The following is a 23,469-nucleotide window of genomic DNA, read 5'->3' as shown; positions in this document are numbered from 1 at the left end:
GTGTTGGAGTTATTACGCCCGAAGTCGAGCGTAGTGGCTGAGTTGGGTAGTGAAAAAAGAGTTTTAACAACCGAATTCAGGAGAAATGGCGCAGCTCGGTAGTTAAAACACAATCATAAAAAAATCCCCCAAAATTTGCTAAAACTATATTTTGAGAGATCAATTACAAATCGCTATTTTTTTATTCTCCGCTTCACATTCATTTTTAATTTCGGAAATTTTAGTCTAACTCCACGTTTTTTCTTTTCTTTTTTACCGCCCTCTTCCACAGCTGACTCCTCTAAACTAAATAAACTAACTTCCTGCTGGAGATCGCTGGCGATTTGGCTAAGTTCAACTGCAGCAAGGTTAACTTTTGAAATGGCATCAAGTTGGGTTTCGCTTGAGGCAGCAACTTCTTCAGCTGTTGCAGCTGATGTGTGTGATACTAGGAAAACTCCCTCTATCCGGTTGGTTAAAAGGTGGTTGGAATTTTGTACTTCCTTAACGGCTGATTCAATCGTCTTGGTTTTCCCGCTTATGGAGTGAACATGCAAAACGATGGATTCAAATGCCGTTTTGGTTGATTGAACTGCTTCTCCTTGCCGTGTCTTATAATCATTAAATTTTTCAGACTCCTGCAGCAGCTGATCCATTTTTTGATTCATGGAAATAATGAGCTGATGAATCGTTTGTGCCTCTGTTTTAGAGCGTTCAGCCAGTTTTTTTACTTCAGCAGCAACCACCGCAAACCCTTTACCTGAATCACCTGCCCTGGCAGCCTCAATGGCAGCATTTAATGCTAATAGGTTTGTGCTTTCTGCAATATCCTGAATCGTATCCACAATGGATGTAATATTAGATGTGTGTGCAGATGCTTCGCTCACTTTTTCAATTAAATGATTAGATAAAAGAAGAAATTGATCAGAAACCTCCTGTAAGTCTCTTGCCGTGTGAAGTCCTTGCTGGCCTTGTTTTTCAGTTAAATCAGCATCTGCTGAAATCTCGGAGCTTAATTTCTCAGTTCGTTTGATCGCGGACGAAACCCGTTCAATTTCTGCTCTGCTGTCCTCCAGCTGCACGGATTGCTCCTCAGCTCCAATTGCAATTTGTTTAATCGCGCTATCAACCTCATTTGCCTGTGCTGTCGTTTCCTCTGAAATGGCTGCTAGATGCTGGGAAGACGCCTGTAGCTGTGTAGAGGAATCAAGAATCTGAAAAAAGGATTTTTGCACCTTTTCTGCCATGCCATTAAAGGTTTGAGCGAGCAGGCTTAATTCATCGCTGCCCTTAAATGGAACCCGATAGGCTAAGTTCCCGTTTCCGATTTTTTCTGCTCCTGCCTTCAAGGAAGAAATAGAACTGGTGATATTGCGCATCAAATAGATTCCAATTAGGCTTAATGCGAGAACAAGGACAAAGCTTATTCCGTAAATGATCCAGTTAATCAGTTCATTTTGTTTATTGATGTCACTAACAAGAGTCTGCTGATTGGACAGGACTGCTTGTTCGGCTTCAGCAATCGCTTGTTCAATTGCATTTGCTTGTCCATCGAATTGTGCAATAAATTCCCCCGTTTGCTGGTAGGAACTGTGTATGGTAGTTAGGGCATTTTGATAATCCGATAATCTTCTTGTTAAATAATCTTTTGAGCTTGCTTCAATATCCTCATCACGATCAATAATAGACTGCAGATTACTGCCAGTTTCTGAAAATGATTGGAATGAATCTTCCTCTCTTGCAGCTAAATATTGCTTTTCGTACATTCTCATTTGCAGTAGCTGTTCATCAATTACAGGGTTATTCATGAATTGTGTCAGGGATGTGATTTGTTTGGCATTGCTTTCAATTTGACCTTTTAACCCATGCTGATTATTGTAGCCAATTTGCTCATACATGCCTGATAATTCAGTGAAGAGTTTCATATATGTATCAGATATAAGGGCAACAGAATCGAACTGTTCTTTAATTTCTTTGTTATCCTGCAGCTTTCCAAGTCTTTCTGCTTCGGCTTTCACTCGAACGATCGTCTGTGCTACTAAGTCAACACTGCTTTGGTCTGGTGCCCGTAAAAATTGCTGTTCATATTTTCGGGTCATGGCCATATTGTACTTGATTTCCTTACTGCTGCTGACTGTTTCTTGAAGTAATTGTTCCTGATCTCTGCTGCTTTCTTGAACCGTGTTTAAAAGAATGATAAATGCTAATAGAAGAACGAGCCCTCCAATGGTCATATACAGAAGAAAACTTAATTTAGCTCGTATGGTCTTCATGAAATCCCCCCTTAAAATTGTCTGGCTGTAAAACCTAAGTTTCAGGTTAGAATTTAATAATCTAAAAATATAAATAATTTGAATTTTTATTTAATTATAGTGCTTAGATCCTGGGAAAACAATACAATCACACATAAATTATCCTAGATAAATTCTATTTTTCTTCATAATTCGACCAGATTTCCAGAAAAAATAGGTAATTTATACTAAATGGTGAGGATAATGATACCTTCAGCTCTTCTGTTTGCATTTTATTGGACTGTTAAGGGGAAGATTGATATGATCCTATTAGGTTTAACGTACAGGAGGAGAAGACAGTGAAAAAACTTGAGTCTATGGAACAGTTTGAAGAGTTAAAAGCAGAGGGCAAGCATATTTTTCTATTTTCAGCTGACTGGTGCGGCGATTGCCGATTTATAGATCCATTTATGCCTGAAGTTGAAGAAAAGTATGCTGATTATACATTTGTCTACGTAGATCGTGATCAATTTATCGATTTATGTGTCCAGCTAGATGTTTATGGAATTCCAAGCTTTATTGGTTTTGAGGATGGAAATGAGCTTGGCCGATTTGTCAGCAAGGATCGGAAGACTCAAGAGGAAATTGAGAAATTTATTGAGTCTTTAAGTAAATAAGATATTTCACCCTCCACCATGCTATGGATGGAGGTTTTTTTCTAAAGTATAGGTCAATACATACTCCAGTAGGAGGGAAACAGATGAAAATGGATAGCAAGAAAATGAAAAAGGCATTACAGGATCGATTAGAAAAGGACAATCGCGAGTTTAGCTTTGATCGTGAAAAAGATCAGCTTCGTGTTGTCAATAAAGAAACGGGTAAAGGGATTACGATCTCACTGCCGGGTATCATCGCTAAGTGGCAGGAGCAAAAGGAAAAAGCCATTGATGAAGTTGTTTATTATGTGGAAGAAGGACTTGAGGCGATGACAGGAGAGCCGGTTTTATCAGGTCATGAGCGCAATATTTTTCCAGTCATACGCTCTACTTCCTTTCCATCTGAATCAAAAGAAGGCGTTCCCTTTTTAACAGATGAACATACGGCTGAGACAAGGATTTATTATGCTTTAGACCTGGGCAACACATATCGGCTGATTGATGAAGAGCTGCTGTCAAAAGAAGGCTGGGATCGGGGAAGAATAAAGGAAACTGCTCTATTCAATGTCCGGTCACTTTCAGTAAATGCTAAAAAGGATCAAGTGGCAGGCAATGATTTTTATTTCCTAAATAGCAATGATGGATATGATGCCAGCAGGATCTTAAATGAATCGTTTCTGAGAGAAATGGAAGAGAAGGTCGAAGGGAAAATGGCTATTGCTGTTCCTCATCAGGATGTCCTAATCATTTGTGATATTAAAAATGATACAGGTTATGACGTCCTTGCGCAGATGACTATGAGCTTCTTTGCGAGCGGCCGTGTACCAATCACCGCCCTATCATTTCTATATGAAGATGGTGAGCTTGAACCAATTTTTATTTTAGGAAAAAATCGCGCAAAAAAATAAAAGAATTTCTAGGCTGTCCTCTTTCTGATGACAGCCTATTTTTTTGGCATATTTTGTCTGAGTTAGATGATACAAATTAGACTTTTTGCATATCGGTAGACCTCATAAAGACCCAATATCGATTTTTATCCCCACTTCCTCCAAAATACTGCTAAAATAAGAAGGATAGACTTGCAGAAAGAGATGGTTACATATGAGTTGGTTTAAAAAGATATTTGGATTTTTTCAAGAAGAGGAAGATGTTGATCAAAAACAGATTGAGCCTGAAAAGGTCACATATATGGAACAGAAAAAGGATCATGGGAAAAATGTAGATGCTAAGGTTTTATATCAGTATCCTAAAGGGAAATTCAGGTTTCCGCTTATTCCAGATGAAGAAGCAAAACAGCAGAAGGAAAAGAGACAGATACACAAAACGGCTTCAGAGAAAAAAACAGACGAAACAAATAGAGCGTACCGTAAACCGCCTGTTCAGAAAGAAAGCGTCAAACCAGAACGGAATGCTGCCGCTAAAATGACGAGGCCATTTCATCCGACAGAGATTCCTTCGCCAATCTATGGATTCGCTAAGCGCCCGGTAAAAGAGCAAATAGAGTTCGAACTTAAGAGCAATTCTGAAATTAATATGGATAAAAAAGATATAACAACAAACTTAGATGAGCTAAAAGTTAATGAGTTTGAACACCAAGCTAAGCAGGAGGAACACTTAGAAAGTTCTCTCTCTCTTATTCAAAGTGTGAAACGCAATGAAGAGCCTGCTAAAGTCTATTATGATGAAGAAAATACAGCAGCTAAAGAGATGGATCTCCCCATTTTAGAAGAACATAAAGAAGAAATAGAACCTGTAACGGATGTGCCTGTAAGCTCAGAGGCTCTTTCAAATTCGCATTCAATGCTCATTGAGGAAAACATAGACGAGCCAGATGAGATCGAAGTGAAGGAGCAACCTTTTTCCGAGGAAGTTGTTTTAGAAGAGGCGGCGTCACAGGAAAAACAAGAAGATTCAGAGGCCCCAGAACTCACAGAAAGCAATCATGAAGAGGATTTGCTAAATGTGGAACCGGAGCAAAAACCAAGAAATTCCCGCAGCCATATTCCGTTTAATGTCATCATGCTGAATAAGGATCGGCAAAAGCTGCAGGCAGCTCAGTCTGCTGTTCCATTTAGAGGGAATACTGAGCCAAAGATTCAGGAAGAAAAAGAGAGGATATCTGCTGATCAGCAGGAGCAAAAGATTGTCCCAAGAGCTGTTAATACAGCACCGCAAACAGCGCAAACGATTGATAATCCGCCTAAACCGGTAATGGAACAGCTGGATGATGCCGAAGAATTGCCTTATTATGCTTTTCCTTCGAAGGATGTGCTTCTCCCAGGTGTGGCTCCTGAAGAATCATCAGAATGGCTTTTTGAACAGGAAGAGCTTTTGAATTCCACACTTTCTAACTTTAATGTGCGTGCACATGTTGTAAATGTGACTCAAGGGCCGTCGGTTACACGGTTTGAAGTGCAGCCTGAGCCTGGAGTCAAAGTAAATAAAATTACGAATCTGTCAGATGATATTAAATTAAGTCTTGCAGCAAGGGATATTCGGATAGAAGCGCCAATTCCAGGAAAACACACGATTGGCATCGAAGTTCCGAATCATTCCAGCCGTCCTGTTTTTATCAGTGAAATTATTAACAGTGCAGTTTTTCAAGAGGCAAAATCTCCGCTGACAGCAGTCTTAGGTCTCGATATTGCCGGAAATCCGATCGTAACGGATCTGCGGAAAATGCCGCATGGATTGATAGCTGGTGCGACAGGATCTGGGAAGAGTGTTTGTATTAATACGATTTTGATCAGCCTTTTATATAAGTCAACTCCAGATGAATTAAAATTACTGCTTATAGATCCAAAAATGGTAGAGCTTGCTCCATATAATCGAATCCCGCATCTTGTCAGCCCAGTCATTACAGATGTGAAAGCTGCCACTGCTGCCTTAAAGTGGGCTGTGGAAGAAATGGAACGCCGCTATGAACTTTTTGCTCATACTGGTGTCCGTGATATCACTCGATTTAATGAGCTTGCAGAGCAGGCCAAACAATATAAGGATAAGCTCCCATATATCGTGATTGTGATTGATGAGCTTGCGGATTTAATGATGATGTCTCCTGCTGATGTGGAAGAAGCCATCTGCCGGATTGCGCAAAAAGCAAGAGCATGCGGAATTCATTTAATTATTGCCACACAAAGACCATCTGTGGATGTTATAACAGGATTGATAAAGGCGAATGTCCCTACAAGAGTTGCTTTTTCTGTTTCTTCTCAAGTGGATTCCCGCACGATTATTGATATTAGCGGAGCGGAGAAACTGCTTGGACGGGGAGATATGCTATTTTTGGAAAATGGCTCCTCAAAGCCTGTCAGACTGCAGGGAACCTTTGTATCGGATCAGGAAATTGACGAGGTTGTGGCTCATGTAAGAAAAGAAAGAGATCCGGATTACTTGTTCGAACAGGAAGAATTGCTGAAAAAAGCAGAAGCTGTTGAGGAAGAGGATGAGCTTTTCTTTGACGCATGTGAATTTATAGTTGCCCAGGGATCTGCATCTACTTCAAGTCTGCAGAGGAGATTTAAAATCGGCTACAGCAGGGCAGCCCGATTAATCGACATGATGGAGCAATTAGGATATATTACAGAGAACCGCGGCAGTAAGCCAAGAGATGTACTGATCAGTGCAGCTGATCTTGAAAGTATTTTAGAGGCTAGTACAATAAATTAATACGTGGTATTCTTTATTTGCATTAGAAAACAATATAAATATAACATTTTAGGTGGAATTGACTTAAGGAGCTTTAACAATGAAAGAAATTGAATTGAAGTTGCAAGGCAAGATCAACCGTTTAACAAATAAAACGTTTAAGTTCGATGAGCGTGTCAGGGATGGCTGGTTTTCGGCTGTTTACTTTTTAAAAACAAAGCAAATTGTAGAGAAATATCATTATGAAAAAATTGTAACGATGCAATTTTTTCAAAAAAACCATGCGGTTCTTTGCGGTACAGATGAGGTTATCTCACTAATTAAAACATTTGCGGATAATCCTGAAGAACTGGAAATATATTCTTTAAAAGATGGAGATAAGATTTCTCCGTTTGAAACGGTGTTAACAATTAAAGGAAATTATAAAACCTTTGGATATCTTGAAGGTCTGATTGATGGGATTTTAGCACGCCGTACTTCTGTTGCTACAAATGTGTACAATGTAGTCAAAGCTGCCGGCGCATCCGGTAAACAGAAGGAAGTTATTTTCATGGGAGACCGTGATGATCATTTCATGACCCAAGCAGGCGATGGCTATGCCGCTCATATTGGCGGTGCGAGTGCAAAAGCAACACATGCGATGAATGAATGGTGGGGCAAGCAGGGCATGGGGACAATGCCGCATGCTTTAATCCAGCTATTTGAAGGAGACCTAGTTGCAGCAACAAGAGCATACAAAGAGACTTTTCCTGATGATGATCTTATCGCATTGGTTGATTATAATAACGATGCAGTTGCTGATTCGTTAAAAGTAGCACGGGAGTTTGGAAAGGATTTAAAAGGAGTCCGCGTTGATACCTCCCGTACGATGATTGATCAATATTTCCTGAGAAATCAGCATGTGCTTGGAACATTCGATCCTAGAGGAGTTAATGCCGAATTGATCTTTGCCTTAAGGAAGGCATTGGATGATGAGGGCTTTCAGCATGTGAAAATTGTCGTTAGCGGTGGCTTTAATGAAGACCGTATTTTAGAGTTTGAAAAGCAAGGAGTTCCTGTTGATACATATGGTGTCGGCAGCAGCTTATTAAAGGTGAATATTGGTTTTACCGGCGACAATGTCATGATTGATGGGAAGCATGTGGCAAAAGCCGGACGGCGATATCGCCCAAACCCTCGTTTAGAGAAGGAAATATAGGGCATAGTTTTTCAAAACAACTAATGATATAATGAATGAATGCATTTTCATATTACTATGTTCACGGATCAGAATAGAGGGTAGATAAAGACTATCCCTCTATTCTGATAAATGTACTGACAATTTACTTTAATGCTGTAATGTTCTTAAAAGTTTCAGCCATGTCCTTTAAAGGATATGAGCAAATCTAGATATATGTCATATACTGTGTTACAGATATACGATGGTTGGAGGTTCTTTATATGACTATTTACCATTTCGTAGGGATTAAAGGATCTGGAATGAGCGCACTTGCACAAGTGCTTCATGATATGAATTTACAGGTCCAAGGCTCCGATTATGAAAAACGTTTTTTTACTCAAGCAGCACTAGAGGAAGCTGGAATTAAAATTCTTCCTTTTCAAAAAGAAAATATTGAACCAGGCATGACTGTAATTGCAGGAAATGCTTTTCCTGATACACATGAAGAAATTCAAGAAGCGATGAAGCTGGGCTTGCCGATTGTTCGGTACCACCGTTTTCTTGGCGATTTTCTCCAAAACTTTACAAGCATTGCAGTGACAGGGGCGCACGGCAAAACCTCCACTACAGGCTTGCTTTCGCATGTCCTGCAGGGGGCGAAACCAACTTCTTATTTAATTGGAGATGGAACAGGAAGAGGGAAGGAAGAAGCTGAATATTTTGCATTTGAAGCTTGCGAATATAGACGCCATTTCCTTTCGTATTCTCCTGACTATGCGATCATGACAAATATTGACTTTGATCACCCCGATTACTTTGCCAATATTGATGATGTATTTTCAGCTTTTCAGGAAATGTCCTGGCAGGTGAAAAAAGGGATATTTGCATATGGTGATGATGAGCAGCTGCAAAAAATTCAAGCGAAAGTTCCGGTATTATTTTACGGTTTTGGCGAGGACAATGATTTCCAAGCCAGGAATATTGTAAAATCTACTGAAGGAACGACATTTGATGTTTTTGTCAGAAATACTTTCTATCATACTTTTTCTATAAATGCATATGGAGATCATAATGTATTGAATTCACTTGGTGTAATTGCCGTCTGTCATTATGAGGAAATTGATGCAGATATTATCCAGGAGCAGCTTTCATCTTTTGGTGGAGTAAAGAGAAGGTTTTCTGAAAAGCAGATTGGGTCTCAAGTCATAATTGATGATTATGCACACCATCCAACAGAAATAAAAGTAACGGTAGAGGCTGCTAGACAAAAATTCCCTGAAAAGGAAATTGTTGCTGTTTTTCAGCCGCATACGTTTACTAGAACGCAAACCTTTTTATCAGAGTTTGCTGAGAGTTTAAATACAGCAGATAAAGTATATTTATGTGAAATATTTGGTTCTGCGCGTGAAAATCATGGAAAGCTTTCCATTGAAGATCTCCAGGAGAAGATTTCAGATGCAGAAATTTTAACTGAAGAAGATACAGCTGTTCTTAAGAAACATGAAGATAGTGTCATCATTTTCATGGGAGCAGGGGATATTCAAAAATTCCAGGCTGCCTATGAGAAACAATTATTAATGAACTAATAGTAAGCAAGGTATATACAATGAAAAAGGATGCTGGCCCAATGGCTGCATCCTTTTTTGCATTTTAGGGAAGAATCATTAGCACTATGCTTTTGATCGATCATAGAAATGAATGTCTTATTTTAAGTTTTCCGGATTCAAAGATTCTAATTCAGGGATTACAAAACGGCCGTCTTTTCGGATGAGAACATCGTCAAAGTAAATTTCTCCACCGCCGTAGTCTGGACGCTGGATGTTTACCATATCCCAGTGAATGTTTGAATTGTTGCCGTTCGAAGCTTCGTCATAGCATTGTCCAGGCGTAAAGTGGAAGCTTCCGTCAATTTTTTCATCAAATAAGATATCCTGCATTGGATGAAGAATATATGGATTTACACCAATGGCAAATTCGCCAATGAAGCGCGCGCCTTCATCTGTATCAAAGATTTTATTAATGCGTTCCGTATCGTTTGCTTCTGCTTCTATAATTTTGCCATCCTTAAATGTAAGCTTTACATTCTCAAATGTGAAGCCTTGATATGGCGATGGAGTGTTGTAAGTAAGAACACCATTAACAGAATTGCGTACTGGCGCAGTGTAAACTTCTCCATCTGGAATATTCATCTGACCAGAACACTTAATGGAAGGAATGTCTTTAATGGAGAAAGATAAATCAGTACCAGGACCGGTAATACGCACTTTATCGGTACGGTCCATTAAGGAAACAAGCTGATCCATCGCTTTATCCATTTTTCCATAATCTAAATTACAGACATTGAAGTAGAAATCTTCAAAACCTTCAGTGCTCATTTTCGCTAATTGTGCCATCGAAGCGTTTGGATAGCGGAGTACGACCCATTTTGTTTTTGGAACCCGGATTTCTCTATGTACCATCTTGCCGATTGTAGCACCATGGATCTTCATTTTATCGCCTGGCACGTCTGCATGTTCGTTAATATTGTCACCAGAACGAAGTCCGATATAAGCGTCCATGTTTTTCATAACATTAGCTTCAAACTCAGCTGTAAGCTTAAATTGCTCTTCTTGTGCACCTAACAATAATGCTCGGTCCACTTGATGATCCTTGAGGGAGACAAATGGCTGTCCTCCTGCAGCATATGCTTCTCTTACTAGGGCCGTTACAAGCTCTTTCTGTAAGCCGAAGTTTTCAATCAGTACCTTTTCACCCTTTTGCAGGCGCACTGAGTAATTGATTAAGTTTTTTGCGAGCTGATCGATACGTGAGTCTCTCATTTTTTTACCCCCATTAATAAATATACTTGCATTTATTATTGTAACCGAAATAATTCAATTTGTTTATTATTATAAAATTTTCAGGAGATTATGGTAAGATTTAATCAATAGGCTGGTTTATAGTACAAGGCATTGGGTAAATGATAATAACAGCTTGAAAAACAGATTTTTCTTGAAAGAAAGACGGAGGTGCACAATGGAAATTATTTTATACGTAAGTGTAGCGGTTATTGCAGTCGCATTTTTAGTGTTGGTTGTTTATTTATCAAAAACATTAAATTCCTTGCAGGGGACATTGGAAAGTGTTTCACAAACGCTGACTGGGTTGGAGAAACAATTAGATGGAGTCACGAAAGAAACAACAGTGCTTCTACATAAAACCAACTCACTTGCAAGTGATATCCAGCAGAAATCTGAAAGCTTAAATAGTGTCGTATATGCAGTGAAAGAAGTCGGAGATTCAGTTCGACGTTTTAACGGATCTGTCCAGAAAATAACATCTACTGTAAATGATCAACTTGAGCAAAATAAGGACAAGATATCACAAGTTGTTCAGTGGAGCAATGTGCTTCTTGAGATAAAGAATAAGTGGAGAATGAAAAAACCTGATCCATATCAATATGAAATGCAAGAAGATGTTTTGCCGGACAAAAGAGAGAAGGTACGAGTAAGAAACTAAATTATGCGGAGGGATGGAAATGAGTAAACAAGATCGCAATCAATTTGATGCGGGTACGGATGTGAAAGAAGAAAGCATGAACACAAAAGATTTTGTGATTGGCGCCTTAATCGGAGGAATCATTGGTGCAGGTGCTGCGCTATTGCTCGCACCAAAACCAGGTAAAGAATTGATGCACGATATTAGCGAACAAGCTTCTGTCATAAAGGAAAAAACAAGCAAAATCCGCGATACAGCTATGGAAAAAGGAACAGAATTAGCTGGAGCAGCTAAAGAAAAAACAAATGCAGTTTCATCTTCTGTTTCAAAGCAATCTTCGGAATTGGTTAACAAAGTGAAAGGTTTAACGGCTAAAAATAATCAGGATACTCAATCGGAGGAAACTTCTGAATTAACTGCTGTTAAAACGGACAATGAAGTATTTCCTGAGGGGAATTCTCCAGTAAATGATGCTGAGATACAGCTTAAGCTTGATGAAACAAAGCAAGCTTTTGATGAGACTGAGCTAAAGTATAATCGATAAAACTCGATATTTGTCTTATAAACGGTGAAGTGGTAAGATTACTTCACCGTTTATTATCCTATTTGGAGGTTATTTTTGAATGGAAAGACTAACTAATGTAGAAGCATTTAATGAAGTGATTAAGGCCGGGGGCACTTTTATGCTTTTAAAGCATAGTTCTACCTGCCCAATCAGCCAAGCAGCTTATGAAGAATATGAAAGCTTTTCTGGAGAGCAGCAGGATCTGAAAACATATGTATTAATTGTTCAAGATGATCGTCCGTTATCAGATCATATTGCCGAGGAATTTCATATTAAGCATGAATCACCACAATCTATTTTGTTTAAAAATGGAGATGTTGTTTGGCATGCTTCCCATTGGAAAATTACGACTGATTCTTTAGGCAAGGCAATTGAAGAGAATAAATAATCAAAAAAACGGTTCTGGACAATCCAGAACCGTTTTTTTTTACCATATTTAAAAGGTTCCTCTTTGAAAAATTCGTTCCTTTAACTGCTTTTAGAAACAAGGCTCTGGCGGGAAGGGAGTACGAAAATATTTAAAGCTTATAGTGACGTTTTATTCACATATGTCTGCATCTGTTTAATTGGCCAGACAATTTCCAGCTGATCGCCTGCATTTAATTCATCATAAAACGTTGCGTTTTCTCCATTTTTTAAAAGAAGGAAATTTCCTTTAGCATTTTGAGGCATGGCAATTTCTACTGCTTTAAAAATATCCTGAAAAATGAAAGGCTCTCGTCTAATCTGAATGTATTCTAATTCATCACCGTCAGAGATAATATCCTCTAATGCCAATTCTTCTCCATTTCTTTTAAAAAGGGCAAATGGCTTTTTTAATTGTATTTCTTTATTATTAAAGGTTACTGGCAAAGTGAATTCCAAGACCATTTGTTTAAGCAGCATTAAATCTTTCAGGGTTGGCTCGCTTCTTTTCGAAATAGTGATTTTATCATAGTGGTCAATGCCATTATGCACTTTTGCCTGTGAACCATTGCGCAGAAGTGCTCCAGAGAATGACGGAATTATCGTGTCTTTTCCATTAATTTTTAATTTGAAGGGCTTTAGTCTGTCCAGTAAATATTCCAAATGTAATGCTGTGAGCATTTCAGAAATCGTTTCAGGCACGGTACATTCAATCATGTCATGGTCTAAGACATGCTCTTCAATATTTGCTGCTTTGCCATTGCGTTTGATCATTGCATCAAGAATATATTCCTTGTCGTTCACATAAATTGTTTTATTTGGAAGCTCATCGATTAAATCCCGAATTAAGACCTCAGCTCTCAAGCCGTCTTGCCCCTTTTTGACAGTAATTTCATCACCGCTTAGGACTTTATCATCTAATCCGCAGATGTCTCCATTTTTCATTAATAAAGGTGCATCTCCGTGAGATCCGGGAATGGTGATCTGATGGCCATTTAAAGATACAATCATGGCTAAACCGGGTTTTCCATATAATTTATTCATTTTTATACCAGCAGCAAGCAGGCAGTCACCAACCGTTAATTTGGTCACCTCAAATAATCGTACAGGCTGTTCATTTACATGAACGGTTTTATATTGTACAGGCGCTTTATGAGCCGCTATGGCAATGCCAATGGGCGTCACTAGTTCTGGACCGCGTGAGATATGCTCTGAAAGTGTTAAAGCATGAATGGCATCAATGCCGCGAATCGCTACCCTATTGGCAGGCAGCTTCAATTTTTCAGCAATTCGCTCAGCTAATGCAGGCGTCTGGCTGCCTCCGCCAACAAGCATAACGGCTTTAGGCTGCTTGTGATTATTTAACGTGAGGATTTCATCACATATGGATTCTGTTAAACGGTTAATGGCAGGTGAAATCTGTTCAATAATTTCGCTTTTTGTTACCTCAGCCTCAAAGCCAAGGATATCTTCAACCATGATGGAATCCTGTGTCAGCAATTCACGCTTTGCCTGTTCTGCACGCGGAAAATCAAGCAGAAGCTGATCACTAATCGCTTCAGTAATTTCATCTCCCGCAACTGGAACCATTCCATAGGCAACAACTGTTCCTAAATCCGTTATCGCAATATCGGAAGTACCTGCGCCAATATCAACAAGCGCGACATTTAGTCTGCGCATTGATTGAGGAATGAGAACATTGATCGCTGCGATAGGCTCAAGGGTGAGTGCTTCCATCTCTAAATCAGAACGATGCAAAGCTGAAATAAGTGATTCAACCACAACTTTTGGCAGAAACGTGGCAATAATTTCAACAGACGCTTCATTCCCCTGCTGATCAATTAGATTCCCAATCTCTTCTCCATCGAGCTTGTAATAAAGAATTGAATAGCCGACACAATAGTACATAGCACTCTTTTCACTTTCTTGATCCTCTGCGACAAGAGCCTGTGCCTGCTGAACAGCACTTAATTCGAGATGTAATATGTCTTGTTTATTCATCATGGGCTTCCCTTGTATCCCAATCGAAGAGACTGCGCGTTTCGTTTTTAATGAACGTCCAGCTGCAGCTACACTTACTTTTTTTAATGGTCCGTGCTTTTTCTCCAGCTTCTCCTTAATTTGAATGATGATTTTTGAGACAGCTAACACATCGTGAATCTGCCCATCGAGCATGGCACGTTCCGTATGTTCTTGAATAAGTATATCTATAACATGAAATTGATCTTCCTGCTGTTCAAGGATAATTCCTACAATCGATCGGGTACCGATATCCAGAGCGAACAATTTTTTGGTTTCTTCCAAGGCGTACACCCTCTTTTGACGATTACTTTTACTTTACCGCTTAAAAGCGTTTAATTAATAAAGATAAATATAGTGACATGTTAGAATATTTCCGATATAATAACCCTAATTATAAAAAATGTATCACAAAATGACCGGTCAATAAAGAATAATAAGATGATGTTAATCATTTATGACTTGAGGCCAGGCTAAGCAGAAAGGGAAGGGATAACAATGGGTAAAGAGCTTGATCAATTGCGTGACCGTGTGGATGAGATTAATCTGCAGCTATTAAAGTTAATTAACGAAAGAGCAGAACTAGTGCAGGAAATCGGAAAAGTTAAGGAAACACAAGGGGTTTATCGTTATGATCCTGTCCGTGAAAGAGGAATGCTTGATTTAATTAAAGAGAATAATGATGGACCATTTGAAAATTCAACGATTGAGCATATGTTTAAAGAAATTTTTAAAGCTGGACTTGAATTGCAAAAAGATGATCACAGCAAAGCTCTGCTTGTTTCCCGTAAAAAGAAATCAGAAAACACAATTGTTGATATTAAGGGGGAAAAGGTCGGAGACGGAAACCCTCATCTAGTTTTTGGTCCATGTGCTGTTGAGTCTTATGAACAGGTAGCAACGGTCGCAGAAGCTGTTAAAGCTAAAGGTCTGAAACTATTACGCGGAGGAGCATTTAAGCCGCGAACATCTCCATATGATTTCCAAGGCTTAGGGCTAGAAGGGTTAAAAATTCTAAAAAGAGTGGCTGATGAATACGATCTTGCTGTCATCTCTGAAATTGTAAGTCCTGCAGATATTGAAACTGCGGTAAATTATATCGATGTCATCCAGATTGGTGCCCGCAATATGCAAAACTTTGAACTATTAAAGGCTGCTGGATCTGTTAATAAACCAGTCTTATTAAAAAGAGGGATTGCAGCGACAATCGAAGAATTCATTAACGCCGCAGAGTATATTATGTCTCAAGGCAATGGTCAGATTATACTATGTGAGCGCGGTATCCGTACGTATGAGCGTGCTACAAGAAACACGCTTGATATTTCAGCGGTGCCGATTTTAAAGCAAGAAACGCATCTTCCGGTACTTGTTGATGTGACTCACTCTACAGGAAGAAAAGATCTGCTTCTTCCTGCAGCCAAAGCTGCATTGGCGATCGGTGCAGACGGTGTTATGGCTGAGGTTCATCCGGATCCTGCAGTGGCATTATCTGATTCTGCTCAGCAAATGGACTTAGAGCAATTCGATCATTTTATGAAAGAGCTGAAAGCAACACCTTTTGCAAGGGTATAATAGTTAAGATAAAAGAAATCCACAGGATATAAATCTTGTGGGTTTCTTTTTATATCCATACGGGGTTTTGAGAAGAGAAATGTTAATTTTTTATTAAACTTTTGAAAAAGCCATGATCTTTTATGAAAATAGCACAGTTTTTTTTCAAAAATGAAGGTGTTGACATTGCGACAATTCGCTTCGTGTCGTATGATTATACATAATTAGACATGTGTAGCCTATCACAATATCATTTTTATGAGTAGGTTACGTGCGCATGCAGTAAAATAACTATATTAAAGCGGAAAACCGTAAAAATCGAGGAGTGAATGAAATGAATGTAACAATATATGATGTTGCACGTGAAGCAAACGTTTCAATGGCAACCGTTTCAAGGGTAGTGAACGGAAACCCGAATGTAAAACCGACAACAAGAAAAAAGGTACTTGAAGTAATCGACAGACTTGGCTATCGTCCAAACGCTGTAGCACGAGGACTAGCCAGTAAGAAGACAACAACAGTGGGCGTTATTATTCCTGATATCTCAAGCACGTTTTTTGCAGAGCTTGCACGCGGAATTGAAGATATTGCAACCATGTATAAATACAACATCATTTTGAGCAATTCTGATCAAAATGAAGATAAAGAGCTTCACCTGCTAAATACGATGCTAGGCAAACAAGTTGACGGGATCGTGTTTATGGGTGGAAATATTACAGCTGAACATGTTAATGAATTTAAGAAATCTCCTGTTCCGATTGTTTTAGCAGGTTCCATTGAAGAATCAGGCAGTATCCCATCTGTTAATATTGATTATGAGCAGGCTGCTTTTGATGCAACGACTGCGTTAATTGAGAAAGGCCATAAAGATACAGCGCTTGTAGTTGGGCCGCTCCGCGAGCCGATTAATGCCGAGAAGAAGCTGGAAGGTTATAAGCGTGCATTAGCTGAGGCTGGTATTTCTTATAGAGAAGAACTAGTTGTTGAAGGGGACGACACCTATGATTCCGGTATCGAAGCTTTCGAAAAATTAATAGAAGCAGATCCTAAACCAACAGCTATTTATGCAGGATCTGATGAGATGGCACTTGGAGTCGTGCACGGAGCTCAAGACAAAGGCTTTAGTGTTCCTAATGACTTTGAAGTAATCAGTTCCGACAATACAAGATTGACATTGATGGTGCGTCCGCAGCTTACCTCAGTTGTTCAGCCTTTATATGATATAGGAGCTGTTGCAATGAGATTATTAACAAAACTTATGAATAAAGAATCAGTTAGTGATCAAATCGTAGTACTTCCGCACCGTATTGAGCAGCGCGACTCAACAAAATAAGACAATTGCCGATAAAAAAGGTAAGAAAGAGGCGCTTTATTTAGGACAAAAGAAAGTGGAGTGTGCAGTCAATTACGAAGGCAGCTCTTACTTTAGAACGTACCTGGGAGGCGCCTTAAGCCTATATAGAAATGCGGAGGCGGCTTAAGCTTCATGTACATCTGCATGAAAAGCTTTTTCACTTGGCCTAGACACCGGAAGCATTGGAAATACAGGTCCGTACTTGTATGAAAAGAGGCAATTGTTATAGGTTCTGTTGTTCGTTCGTATTCAGAACTGCCTGCTCCACTGCTTGACACTATGTCTTAATCCTTATTAAGTCGTAACTTCTCCGCTAAAATGGCAATTTTGTGCTGATCAGGGAGAGAATTTATGAAAAAGCTGGACATGTTAACACCTATAGGTCTTATGGTCGGATTAGCCCTGCTGCTTTTTGGGATTGCAGCAAATGGAGGAATAGCGGACATTATTTCGTTTATTGATCCTGCCTCCATTTTAATTGTAATAGGAGGACTTGGCGCAGGTTTACTCGTCAGTTTTCCCTTGCAAAGTGTACGTCACATGTTTACGGTTATTCGTCAGGCGTTCTCTCAGAAAGATGAAAGTCTTGGCGAGTTAATTGCTATTTTTGTGAAGCTGGCTGAAAAAGCAAGAAGAGAAGGATTGCTGTCTCTTGAATCAGTGATTGAAGAGGTTGAGGATCCGTTTATTCGAAAAGGTGTTTTACTGGCTATAGACGGGATTGAACAGGACGTTATCCATGACATTATGAGTGCTGAAATTTCTGCATTAGAAGAACGCCATCGAAAAGGCAGAAGTATTTTAGAAAAGGCAGGAGAGTATGCTCCAGCATGGGGGATGATTGGGACATTAATTGGACTTGTCCTCATGCTTAAAAGTCTTAATGATCCGGAAACATTGGGTCCTAATATGGCGATTGCTCTTTTAACAACCTTATATGGTTCACTGCTGGCAAATTTGTTTTTTATTCCGATTGCTGCAAAGCTTGAGTTAAAGACAGAGCAGGAAGTGTTTATGAAGCAGATTGTCATTGAAGGAGTCATTGGCGTTCAGTCAGGACAAAATCCCAAAATATTAGAAGAAAAGCTTAGTGCCTTTTTATCTGCCGAAGAGAAAAAACGTTCCGCTGAGATCAGCAGATCTGGGGAGGCACTAGAAAATGAACGTTAAAAAGAGAGGGCCAAAACCTAAAAAAGGCGCGCCGACTTGGATGGTTACCTTCTCTGATTTAGTTACGCTCATTCTAGTATTTTTTATTCTGCTATTTTCCATGTCGCAAATAGACGTTTCTAAATTTCAGGCGATTGCGGAGTCTTTTCGAACAAGAGAAATCTTAGATTTCTACCCTTCTGTTATCGAAAATCAACATCCAGGTGAAGCCAAAGACAGCGATGAAGATGTGAGCAGCAGTTCAGAAGAAGGAACGCTGGATCATTTGCTTACTGAGGTACAGGTGTATCTGCAGGAAAACGGCATGGAAGATGTCATTGTTGCCAATAGAACAGAGCGGGGAGTTGTGTTGGTTTTACAAGAGCAGATCCTGTTTGAAACAGGCGACGCCGATCTTAAAGAACAATCTTTCCCATTCTTAAACAAAGTGGCAACCATGCTTTCCGAAATGCATAATTTGGTGAAGGTTGAGGGTCATACTGACAGCAGGCCGATCACCACTTACCGTTATCCATCGAACTGGGAACTGTCAGCAGCGCGCTCTGCCAGTGTCATTCGTTATTTAGTTGAATCACAGCAATTAGACAGCAGCCGCTTTGCGGCAGTTGGTTATGGTGATACGCGTCCAGTAGCTGTAAATGACAGTCCGGAAAATTTGAGCAAAAACCGAAGAGTTGAAATTATTATTTCTGATCCTGCTTACAATGAAGAGATTCAGGAAGAGCAATAGGAAACGTTCTGCAGGACTTCATAGTCCTCAGAACGTTTTTTTGTTAGGCGCTCTATTCTGAAGAGATCGGCTTTATATCTTTCAACGGATATAAAGCTTTTTCCAATGTAATTTGGTTTTTTTCTTCAATTTCTTTTTTTCGGGGAATTGCTTTATAGGCATCCACTGGGTCATCCCATTCGACTGGTAAAGGAACAGGAGCTTCTTTTGCCCACTTTTCAATCCACTCCTTCGGTAATTTTCCGTAACTATTCGAGTTTTCTGTCATTTCAAGCCAAATCAGCGCCCAAGCTCTGGGAACAACACGCCAAATATCGTAGCCTCCCCCGCCAACTGCAATCCATCTGCCCTCACAATATTGGTGAGCTATTTCATGCGCCAGCTTTGGAATTTCACGATAAATTTTCATCGTGGCAGATAAGTGTGTAAGCGGATCCAAAAAATGTGCGTCTGCACCATTTTGTGTAAGTATAATATCAGGCTTAAAAAAGTCAGCAATTTTGCGAAGAGCTGTTTTGTAGGCATTAATCCATGAATCATCTTCTGTAAAGGCATCAACAGGAATATTAAAAGAATAACCATACCCTTTTCCTTGTCCCCGTTCATTTACATTTCCTGTTCCTGGGAATAAATAGCGGCCAGTTTCATGGATTGAAAATGTACACACATTAGGGTCGTCATAAAATGCCCATTGTACCCCATCTCCGTGATGTGCATCTGTATCAATATACAAAACTCGTGCTTGATATTTTTCCTGCAGATACTTTATGGCAACAGAACTATCATTGTAGATGCAAAAACCAGATGCTTTTCCTCTAAAGCCATGATGCAAACCTCCGCCAATATGAAGAGCATGTTTTGCCTTCCCGCTCATGACATAATCAGCTGCAGCTAAAGTCCCGCCTACAAGCAATGAACTGGCTTCATGCATATGAGGGAAAATAGGTGTATCCTCTGTTCCTAAGCCATAATTTTCAGCCGTTTCTTCATGAAGCATGCCAGCTCCTGCATTTTTTACCGCCTGTATATAGCTTGGATCATGAATAAGCTGGAGTTCTTCGTCCAGTGCTAAGCGCGGAGGAATTATTAATCCCTCTTGCAGTGCCCCAATTGATTGAAGTAAACTGATTGTTAGTTCTAGTCTCTTTTGATTAAAAGGATGGTCTTCGCTGAATTTGTAATTCATTAAATCTTTCGAGTAAATAAATATGGAATCATGCATCATAACGGCTTCCCAGAGTGATTTGGCCAGAGCACTTCATATCCTGCTGATGTTAAATCCTTTATGATCGAAAGAGGATTCATCGTTTGAACACGGATGACAATGATTTTAAATTGATCATTCTTTTTATCCGGATAAACAAGCACACTTTGTATATTCGCTTTTCTTTCCCTAATAATGGATGTGACTTCATAAAGCTTTCCAGATTTATTTTCTACTCTTACTTCAATATGGGAACCGGGCTGATGAGCACCAGTGAGTTCGACTAAAGTATGAAGAAGATCCGTTTCAGTGACGATGCCGACGAGCTTGTGATTTTTCACAATGGGCAGACAGCTAATCCGGTGTTCGTATAAAAGGGCAGATACTTCTGCAACTAAATCAAGCGGATGCCCAGTAATGATATCTTTTTGCATAAGTAAATGCAGTGGCTTTTGTAATGTATTCATAAATTGATCAGTTTCAAAAATCGATGGAGTTGCATCACGGATATCCCGATCTGTTACAAGTCCAATTAGTTGACCTTGCTCATCAATAATTGGCAAATGGCGGATTTTATTTGCACTCATGATTTTTACAGCGTCACCAATACTATGTTCCTTTGTTAATGTGGTGACGTCTTGTTTCATTATTTCTTCCACAAGCATGTTCTGCCCCACCTTTAGTAAGAAAATATTATTAATACATAAAACGATTCATAAATCTTAAACGATCAAATTGCTGGATTGAATCAGCTTGAATTCTTTTTCCGATTCTGGCCATTAAACAATTGGCAGGATGTGAACTTATCTCTGGCTCATCTGTTGCATACCATTCCAGTCCGCCGGCATTCATCATTTTTTCCATTACCTTACGATATTCCCATACATTTAACCCGGTGCCCTTTAGATCCCAATGCCAATAATATTCTGTTGTAATGATGATATAATCTTCCATCGCATCGTCCATCATTGAAACCCTTAACAAATTTTTCCCTGTTCCGTAACCGCGGAAACCAGGAATAACTTCGATGGCGCCTAATTCAATTAAATCAGGCATCTTTCCTTCTGACCATCTTTCAAGTGGATCTGGATATAGATAGGTAACATAGCCGACAATCGTATCCCTGCAGCGTGCAATGATAATCCTTCCTTCTGGAAGTCCGGCAATTTCAATTAGGGCTTTCTTTTGCTGTTCTGGGGGGCGAAAAGCAGTCAAATCTTTATGAAATTCATATTCTGCTAGTTTTTCTGGTGGTATGGGTCCTTCAATTATTATATTTCCTCCAGGTGTTTTGAGTTCTTTGGCATTATATGTTTTCGGATGCTCCATCAATTCACCGCCTAGTATTTTCATAGTTTAGTTCTATTATACATAAAACTATAATGTGTGAAGCGCTTTCACTGAATTTTCTATAAAATTTTTGTGAATATAAACATAAGGCTAATTGTAAAAATATATAGTCATTTAGAAGGAATAATATTTTAAAAATTGAGAAAACAAACTATCTGTACTATAATAATAGCAAACGAATAAAAGGGGGATTTTGGCATATGAAATTGGAAGCGCTGCCAGTAATTCGAGGGAATTATTATTTGGAAAATTATGATGAGCAATACGCTAGTTATGATTGGTCAGAAGCAGAGAAGAATTTCTCGTGGAGTGAAACGGGAAAAGTAAATCTGGCATATGAAGCCATCGATCGCCATGCTGAAAACTTTAGGAAAAATAAAGTCGCTCTTTATTATCGAGATGGAATCAGAAATGAAAAGTATACGTTTAAAGAAATGAAAGATCAGTCCAATAAAGCAGGAAATGTTCTTAAGACACATGCAAATGTTGAAAAAGGGGATCGGGTATTTATTTTTATGCCACGCTGCCCGGAGCTCTATTTCTCTGTATTAGGTGCGATTAAACTGGGAGCCATTATTGGACCTTTATTTGAAGCATTTATGGAGGGAGCTGTAAAGGATCGTCTTGAGGACAGTGAAGCGAAGGTGCTGATTACAACACCTGAACTGCTTGATCGTGTACCGGTTGACCAGCTGCCTGCATTAAAGTCAATTGTTTTAATCGGGGAAGACATCAAGGAAGAAGGCATATATATTGATTTCAGAAAAAGAATGGAAGAAGCGAGCAAACAGCTGGAGATTGAGTGGGTTGACTTATCAGACGGTCTTATCCTGCATTATACTTCCGGTTCTACTGGGAAGCCAAAAGGAGTATTGCATGTTCATAAAGCGATGGTGCAGCATGCACAGACAGCCAAATGGGTTCTGGATTTAAAAGAGGATGATGTATACTGGTGTACAGCTGATCCAGGCTGGGTTACAGGCACAAGTTATGGAATCTTTGGACCATGGCTAAACGGAGTGTCGAATGTCATTGTGGGCGGGCGCTTCAACCCTGAAACGTGGTACAAAATGATTGAAGAATATGGAGTAACTGTCTGGTATAGCGCTCCAACTGCATTTAGGATGTTGATGGGAGCAGGAGATGAAGTCATTAAAAAATTTGATTTATCGAGCCTGCGCCATATTTTGAGTGTAGGTGAGCCGCTCAATCCGGAAGTGATTAAATGGGGAATGAAGGTATTTGGATTGCGCATTCATGATACATGGTGGATGACAGAAACAGGTGCACAGCTTATTTGTAATTATCCATCAATGGAGATTAAGCCTGGTTCGATGGGAAAACCAGTCCCAGGTGTTAAGGCAGCTATTGTTGATGACCAGGGAAATGAACTTCCTCCAAATAGGATGGGGAACTTGGCTATTAAAAAAGGCTGGCCATCCATGATGGCAGCGATCTGGAATAACCCGCAAAAATATGAATCTTACTTTATGCCAGGAGATTGGTATGTTTCAGGAGATTCTGCTTATATGGACGAGGAAGGCTATTTCTGGTTCCAAGGGCGTGTAGATGATGTGATTATGACATCGGGCGAACGTGTTGGCCCATTTGAGGTTGAGAGCAAGCTGTTAGAGCATCCAGCTGTTGCAGAGGCAGGAGTCATTGGGAAGCCGGATCCTGTAAGAGGAGAAATTATTAAAGCTTTTGTTGCTTTAATGGACGGCTATGAAGCATCAGATGAACTCATTGAAGATATTCGCGTATTTGTTAAAAAAGGATTGGCTGCACATGCTGCACCAAGAGAAATTGAATTCCGCGATAAATTGCCTAAAACGAGAAGCGGAAAAATCATGCGCCGTGTTTTAAAAGCATGGGAATTAGAGCTTCCAACAGGCGATTTATCGACAATGGAAGATTAAAAGGAAATAGCTCCTTTTCAAGATCATGAAGGAAAATGATGATAAATAAAAA

At 39.5% G+C, this 23,469-nt stretch carries 19 protein-coding genes; 13 read left to right on the top strand and 6 right to left on the bottom strand.

What is annotated here, in order from left to right:
• Positions 1-173: 173 nt before the first annotated feature.
• Entirely contained in the window at positions 174-2,252 is a 2,079-nt protein-coding gene (locus tag J1899_RS17180) for a methyl-accepting chemotaxis protein (RefSeq protein WP_214475443.1), read from the bottom strand.
• Between the two features lie 317 nt (positions 2,253-2,569).
• On the opposite strand from J1899_RS17180, the gene J1899_RS17175 reads away from it, so the two are divergent.
• The 5 genes from J1899_RS17175 to murC all read left to right on the top strand — a co-directional run bounded on the left by J1899_RS17175 (position 2,570) and on the right by murC (position 9,259).
• The gene (locus J1899_RS17175) at positions 2,570-2,887 is read left to right on the top strand and encodes a thioredoxin family protein (protein ID WP_214475441.1); all 318 of its coding nucleotides are present in this window, start codon (positions 2,570-2,572) and stop codon (positions 2,885-2,887) included.
• An 83-nt stretch (positions 2,888-2,970) separates the two neighbouring features.
• Positions 2,971-3,774, top strand: coding sequence for a DUF1444 domain-containing protein (locus J1899_RS17170; protein ID WP_214475439.1), 804 nt, complete (start codon positions 2,971-2,973; stop codon positions 3,772-3,774).
• A 193-nt stretch (positions 3,775-3,967) separates the two neighbouring features.
• On the top strand, positions 3,968-6,535 hold the full coding sequence (locus J1899_RS17165; RefSeq protein WP_214475437.1) for a DNA translocase FtsK: 2,568 nt from the start codon (positions 3,968-3,970) through the stop codon (positions 6,533-6,535).
• 79 nt (positions 6,536-6,614) lie between these two features.
• On the top strand, positions 6,615-7,712 hold the full coding sequence (locus J1899_RS17160; RefSeq protein ID WP_066442972.1) for a nicotinate phosphoribosyltransferase: 1,098 nt from the start codon (positions 6,615-6,617) through the stop codon (positions 7,710-7,712).
• A 242-nt stretch (positions 7,713-7,954) separates the two neighbouring features.
• Complete coding sequence (murC, locus tag J1899_RS17155; protein ID WP_066442973.1) at positions 7,955-9,259, top strand: UDP-N-acetylmuramate--L-alanine ligase; 1,305 nt, start codon at positions 7,955-7,957, stop codon at positions 9,257-9,259.
• A gap of 117 nt (positions 9,260-9,376) precedes the next feature.
• Here murC and J1899_RS17150 read toward each other — a convergent pair whose 3' ends face one another.
• The gene (locus J1899_RS17150) at positions 9,377-10,492 is read right to left on the bottom strand and encodes an aminopeptidase (RefSeq protein WP_214475436.1); all 1,116 of its coding nucleotides are present in this window, start codon (positions 10,490-10,492) and stop codon (positions 9,377-9,379) included.
• A 196-nt stretch (positions 10,493-10,688) separates the two neighbouring features.
• On the opposite strand from J1899_RS17150, the gene J1899_RS17145 reads away from it, so the two are divergent.
• From J1899_RS17145 to ytxJ, 3 genes are all read left to right on the top strand, one after another.
• Positions 10,689-11,171, top strand: coding sequence for a DUF948 domain-containing protein (locus tag J1899_RS17145; RefSeq protein WP_214475434.1), 483 nt, complete (start codon positions 10,689-10,691; stop codon positions 11,169-11,171).
• Between the two features lie 19 nt (positions 11,172-11,190).
• Entirely contained in the window at positions 11,191-11,694 is a 504-nt protein-coding gene (locus J1899_RS17140; protein ID WP_066442976.1) for a YtxH domain-containing protein, read from the top strand.
• Positions 11,695-11,773: 79 nt separating this feature from the next.
• Positions 11,774-12,103, top strand: a complete 330-nt coding sequence (ytxJ, locus tag J1899_RS17135; RefSeq protein ID WP_066442977.1) for a bacillithiol system redox-active protein YtxJ — start codon at positions 11,774-11,776, stop codon at positions 12,101-12,103.
• 137 nt (positions 12,104-12,240) lie between these two features.
• On the opposite strand, the gene J1899_RS17130 is transcribed toward ytxJ, so the two are convergent.
• Entirely contained in the window at positions 12,241-14,424 is a 2,184-nt protein-coding gene (locus J1899_RS17130; protein WP_214475432.1) for a cell division protein FtsA, read from the bottom strand.
• Between the two features lie 213 nt (positions 14,425-14,637).
• On the opposite strand from J1899_RS17130, the gene J1899_RS17125 reads away from it, so the two are divergent.
• The 4 genes from J1899_RS17125 to motS all read left to right on the top strand — a co-directional run bounded on the left by J1899_RS17125 (position 14,638) and on the right by motS (position 18,944).
• Positions 14,638-15,711 (top strand): bifunctional 3-deoxy-7-phosphoheptulonate synthase/chorismate mutase, encoded by a 1,074-nt coding sequence (locus J1899_RS17125; RefSeq protein ID WP_066442979.1) that lies wholly within the window; start codon positions 14,638-14,640, stop codon positions 15,709-15,711.
• 313 nt (positions 15,712-16,024) lie between these two features.
• Positions 16,025-17,023 carry a catabolite control protein A gene (gene ccpA, locus J1899_RS17120; RefSeq protein ID WP_214475430.1) on the top strand — a complete coding sequence of 333 codons (999 nt, stop codon included), beginning with the start codon at positions 16,025-16,027 and terminating at the stop codon, positions 17,021-17,023.
• Between the two features lie 372 nt (positions 17,024-17,395).
• Complete coding sequence (gene motP / locus J1899_RS17115) at positions 17,396-18,214, top strand: flagellar motor protein MotP (protein WP_066442981.1); 819 nt, start codon at positions 17,396-17,398, stop codon at positions 18,212-18,214.
• Complete coding sequence (motS, locus tag J1899_RS17110) at positions 18,204-18,944, top strand: flagellar motor protein MotS (RefSeq protein WP_066442982.1); 741 nt, start codon at positions 18,204-18,206, stop codon at positions 18,942-18,944. The genes motP and motS overlap by 11 nt, the downstream gene beginning before the upstream one ends.
• Positions 18,945-18,996: 52 nt before the next feature.
• Here the strand turns inward: motS and J1899_RS17105 are convergent, their stop codons facing one another.
• The 3 genes from J1899_RS17105 to J1899_RS17095 are packed head-to-tail and all read right to left on the bottom strand — an operon-like array spanning position 18,997 to position 21,477.
• Positions 18,997-20,169, bottom strand: coding sequence for an acetoin utilization protein AcuC (locus J1899_RS17105; RefSeq protein ID WP_214475428.1), 1,173 nt, complete (start codon positions 20,167-20,169; stop codon positions 18,997-18,999).
• Positions 20,166-20,813, bottom strand: a complete 648-nt coding sequence (locus J1899_RS17100) for an acetoin utilization AcuB family protein (protein WP_214475427.1) — start codon at positions 20,811-20,813, stop codon at positions 20,166-20,168. The genes J1899_RS17105 and J1899_RS17100 overlap by 4 nt, the downstream gene beginning before the upstream one ends.
• 31 nt (positions 20,814-20,844) lie before the next feature.
• Entirely contained in the window at positions 20,845-21,477 is a 633-nt protein-coding gene (locus J1899_RS17095) for a GNAT family N-acetyltransferase (RefSeq protein WP_066442985.1), read from the bottom strand.
• A gap of 221 nt (positions 21,478-21,698) precedes the next feature.
• On the opposite strand from J1899_RS17095, the gene acsA reads away from it, so the two are divergent.
• Positions 21,699-23,417, top strand: a complete 1,719-nt coding sequence (acsA, locus tag J1899_RS17090; protein ID WP_214475425.1) for an acetate--CoA ligase — start codon at positions 21,699-21,701, stop codon at positions 23,415-23,417.
• The last annotated feature ends 52 nt before the right edge of the window (positions 23,418-23,469 follow it).

This window comes from Cytobacillus gottheilii, assembly GCF_018582665.1.
Lineage (GTDB): Bacteria > Bacillota > Bacilli > Bacillales > Cytobacillaceae > Cytobacillus > Cytobacillus gottheilii.
This window is presented reverse-complemented; position numbering and strand designations above follow the sequence as displayed.

Excerpts from the sequence above, each read along its gene's own strand:
- acsA (WP_214475425.1), top strand. The coding sequence starts at position 21,699 with ATGAAATTGGAAGCGCTGCCAGTAATTCGAGGGAATTATTATTTGGAA.
- J1899_RS17105 (WP_214475428.1), bottom strand. The coding sequence starts at position 20,169 with ATGATGCATGATTCCATATTTATTTACTCGAAAGATTTAATGAATTAC.
- motP (WP_066442981.1), top strand. The coding sequence starts at position 17,396 with ATGAAAAAGCTGGACATGTTAACACCTATAGGTCTTATGGTCGGATTA.
- J1899_RS17140 (WP_066442976.1), top strand. The coding sequence starts at position 11,191 with ATGAGTAAACAAGATCGCAATCAATTTGATGCGGGTACGGATGTGAAA.
- J1899_RS17170 (WP_214475439.1), top strand. The coding sequence starts at position 2,971 with ATGAAAATGGATAGCAAGAAAATGAAAAAGGCATTACAGGATCGATTA.
- murC (WP_066442973.1), top strand. The coding sequence starts at position 7,955 with ATGACTATTTACCATTTCGTAGGGATTAAAGGATCTGGAATGAGCGCA.
- motS (WP_066442982.1), top strand. The coding sequence starts at position 18,204 with ATGAACGTTAAAAAGAGAGGGCCAAAACCTAAAAAAGGCGCGCCGACT.
- J1899_RS17150 (WP_214475436.1), bottom strand. The coding sequence starts at position 10,492 with ATGAGAGACTCACGTATCGATCAGCTCGCAAAAAACTTAATCAATTAC.
- ccpA (WP_214475430.1), top strand. The coding sequence starts at position 16,025 with ATGAATGTAACAATATATGATGTTGCACGTGAAGCAAACGTTTCAATG.
- ytxJ (WP_066442977.1), top strand. The coding sequence starts at position 11,774 with ATGGAAAGACTAACTAATGTAGAAGCATTTAATGAAGTGATTAAGGCC.
- J1899_RS17100 (WP_214475427.1), bottom strand. The coding sequence starts at position 20,813 with ATGCTTGTGGAAGAAATAATGAAACAAGACGTCACCACATTAACAAAG.
- J1899_RS17095 (WP_066442985.1), bottom strand. The coding sequence starts at position 21,477 with ATGGAGCATCCGAAAACATATAATGCCAAAGAACTCAAAACACCTGGA.
- J1899_RS17165 (WP_214475437.1), top strand. The coding sequence starts at position 3,968 with ATGAGTTGGTTTAAAAAGATATTTGGATTTTTTCAAGAAGAGGAAGAT.
- J1899_RS17160 (WP_066442972.1), top strand. The coding sequence starts at position 6,615 with ATGAAAGAAATTGAATTGAAGTTGCAAGGCAAGATCAACCGTTTAACA.
- J1899_RS17145 (WP_214475434.1), top strand. The coding sequence starts at position 10,689 with ATGGAAATTATTTTATACGTAAGTGTAGCGGTTATTGCAGTCGCATTT.
- J1899_RS17125 (WP_066442979.1), top strand. The coding sequence starts at position 14,638 with ATGGGTAAAGAGCTTGATCAATTGCGTGACCGTGTGGATGAGATTAAT.
- J1899_RS17180 (WP_214475443.1), bottom strand. The coding sequence starts at position 2,252 with ATGAAGACCATACGAGCTAAATTAAGTTTTCTTCTGTATATGACCATT.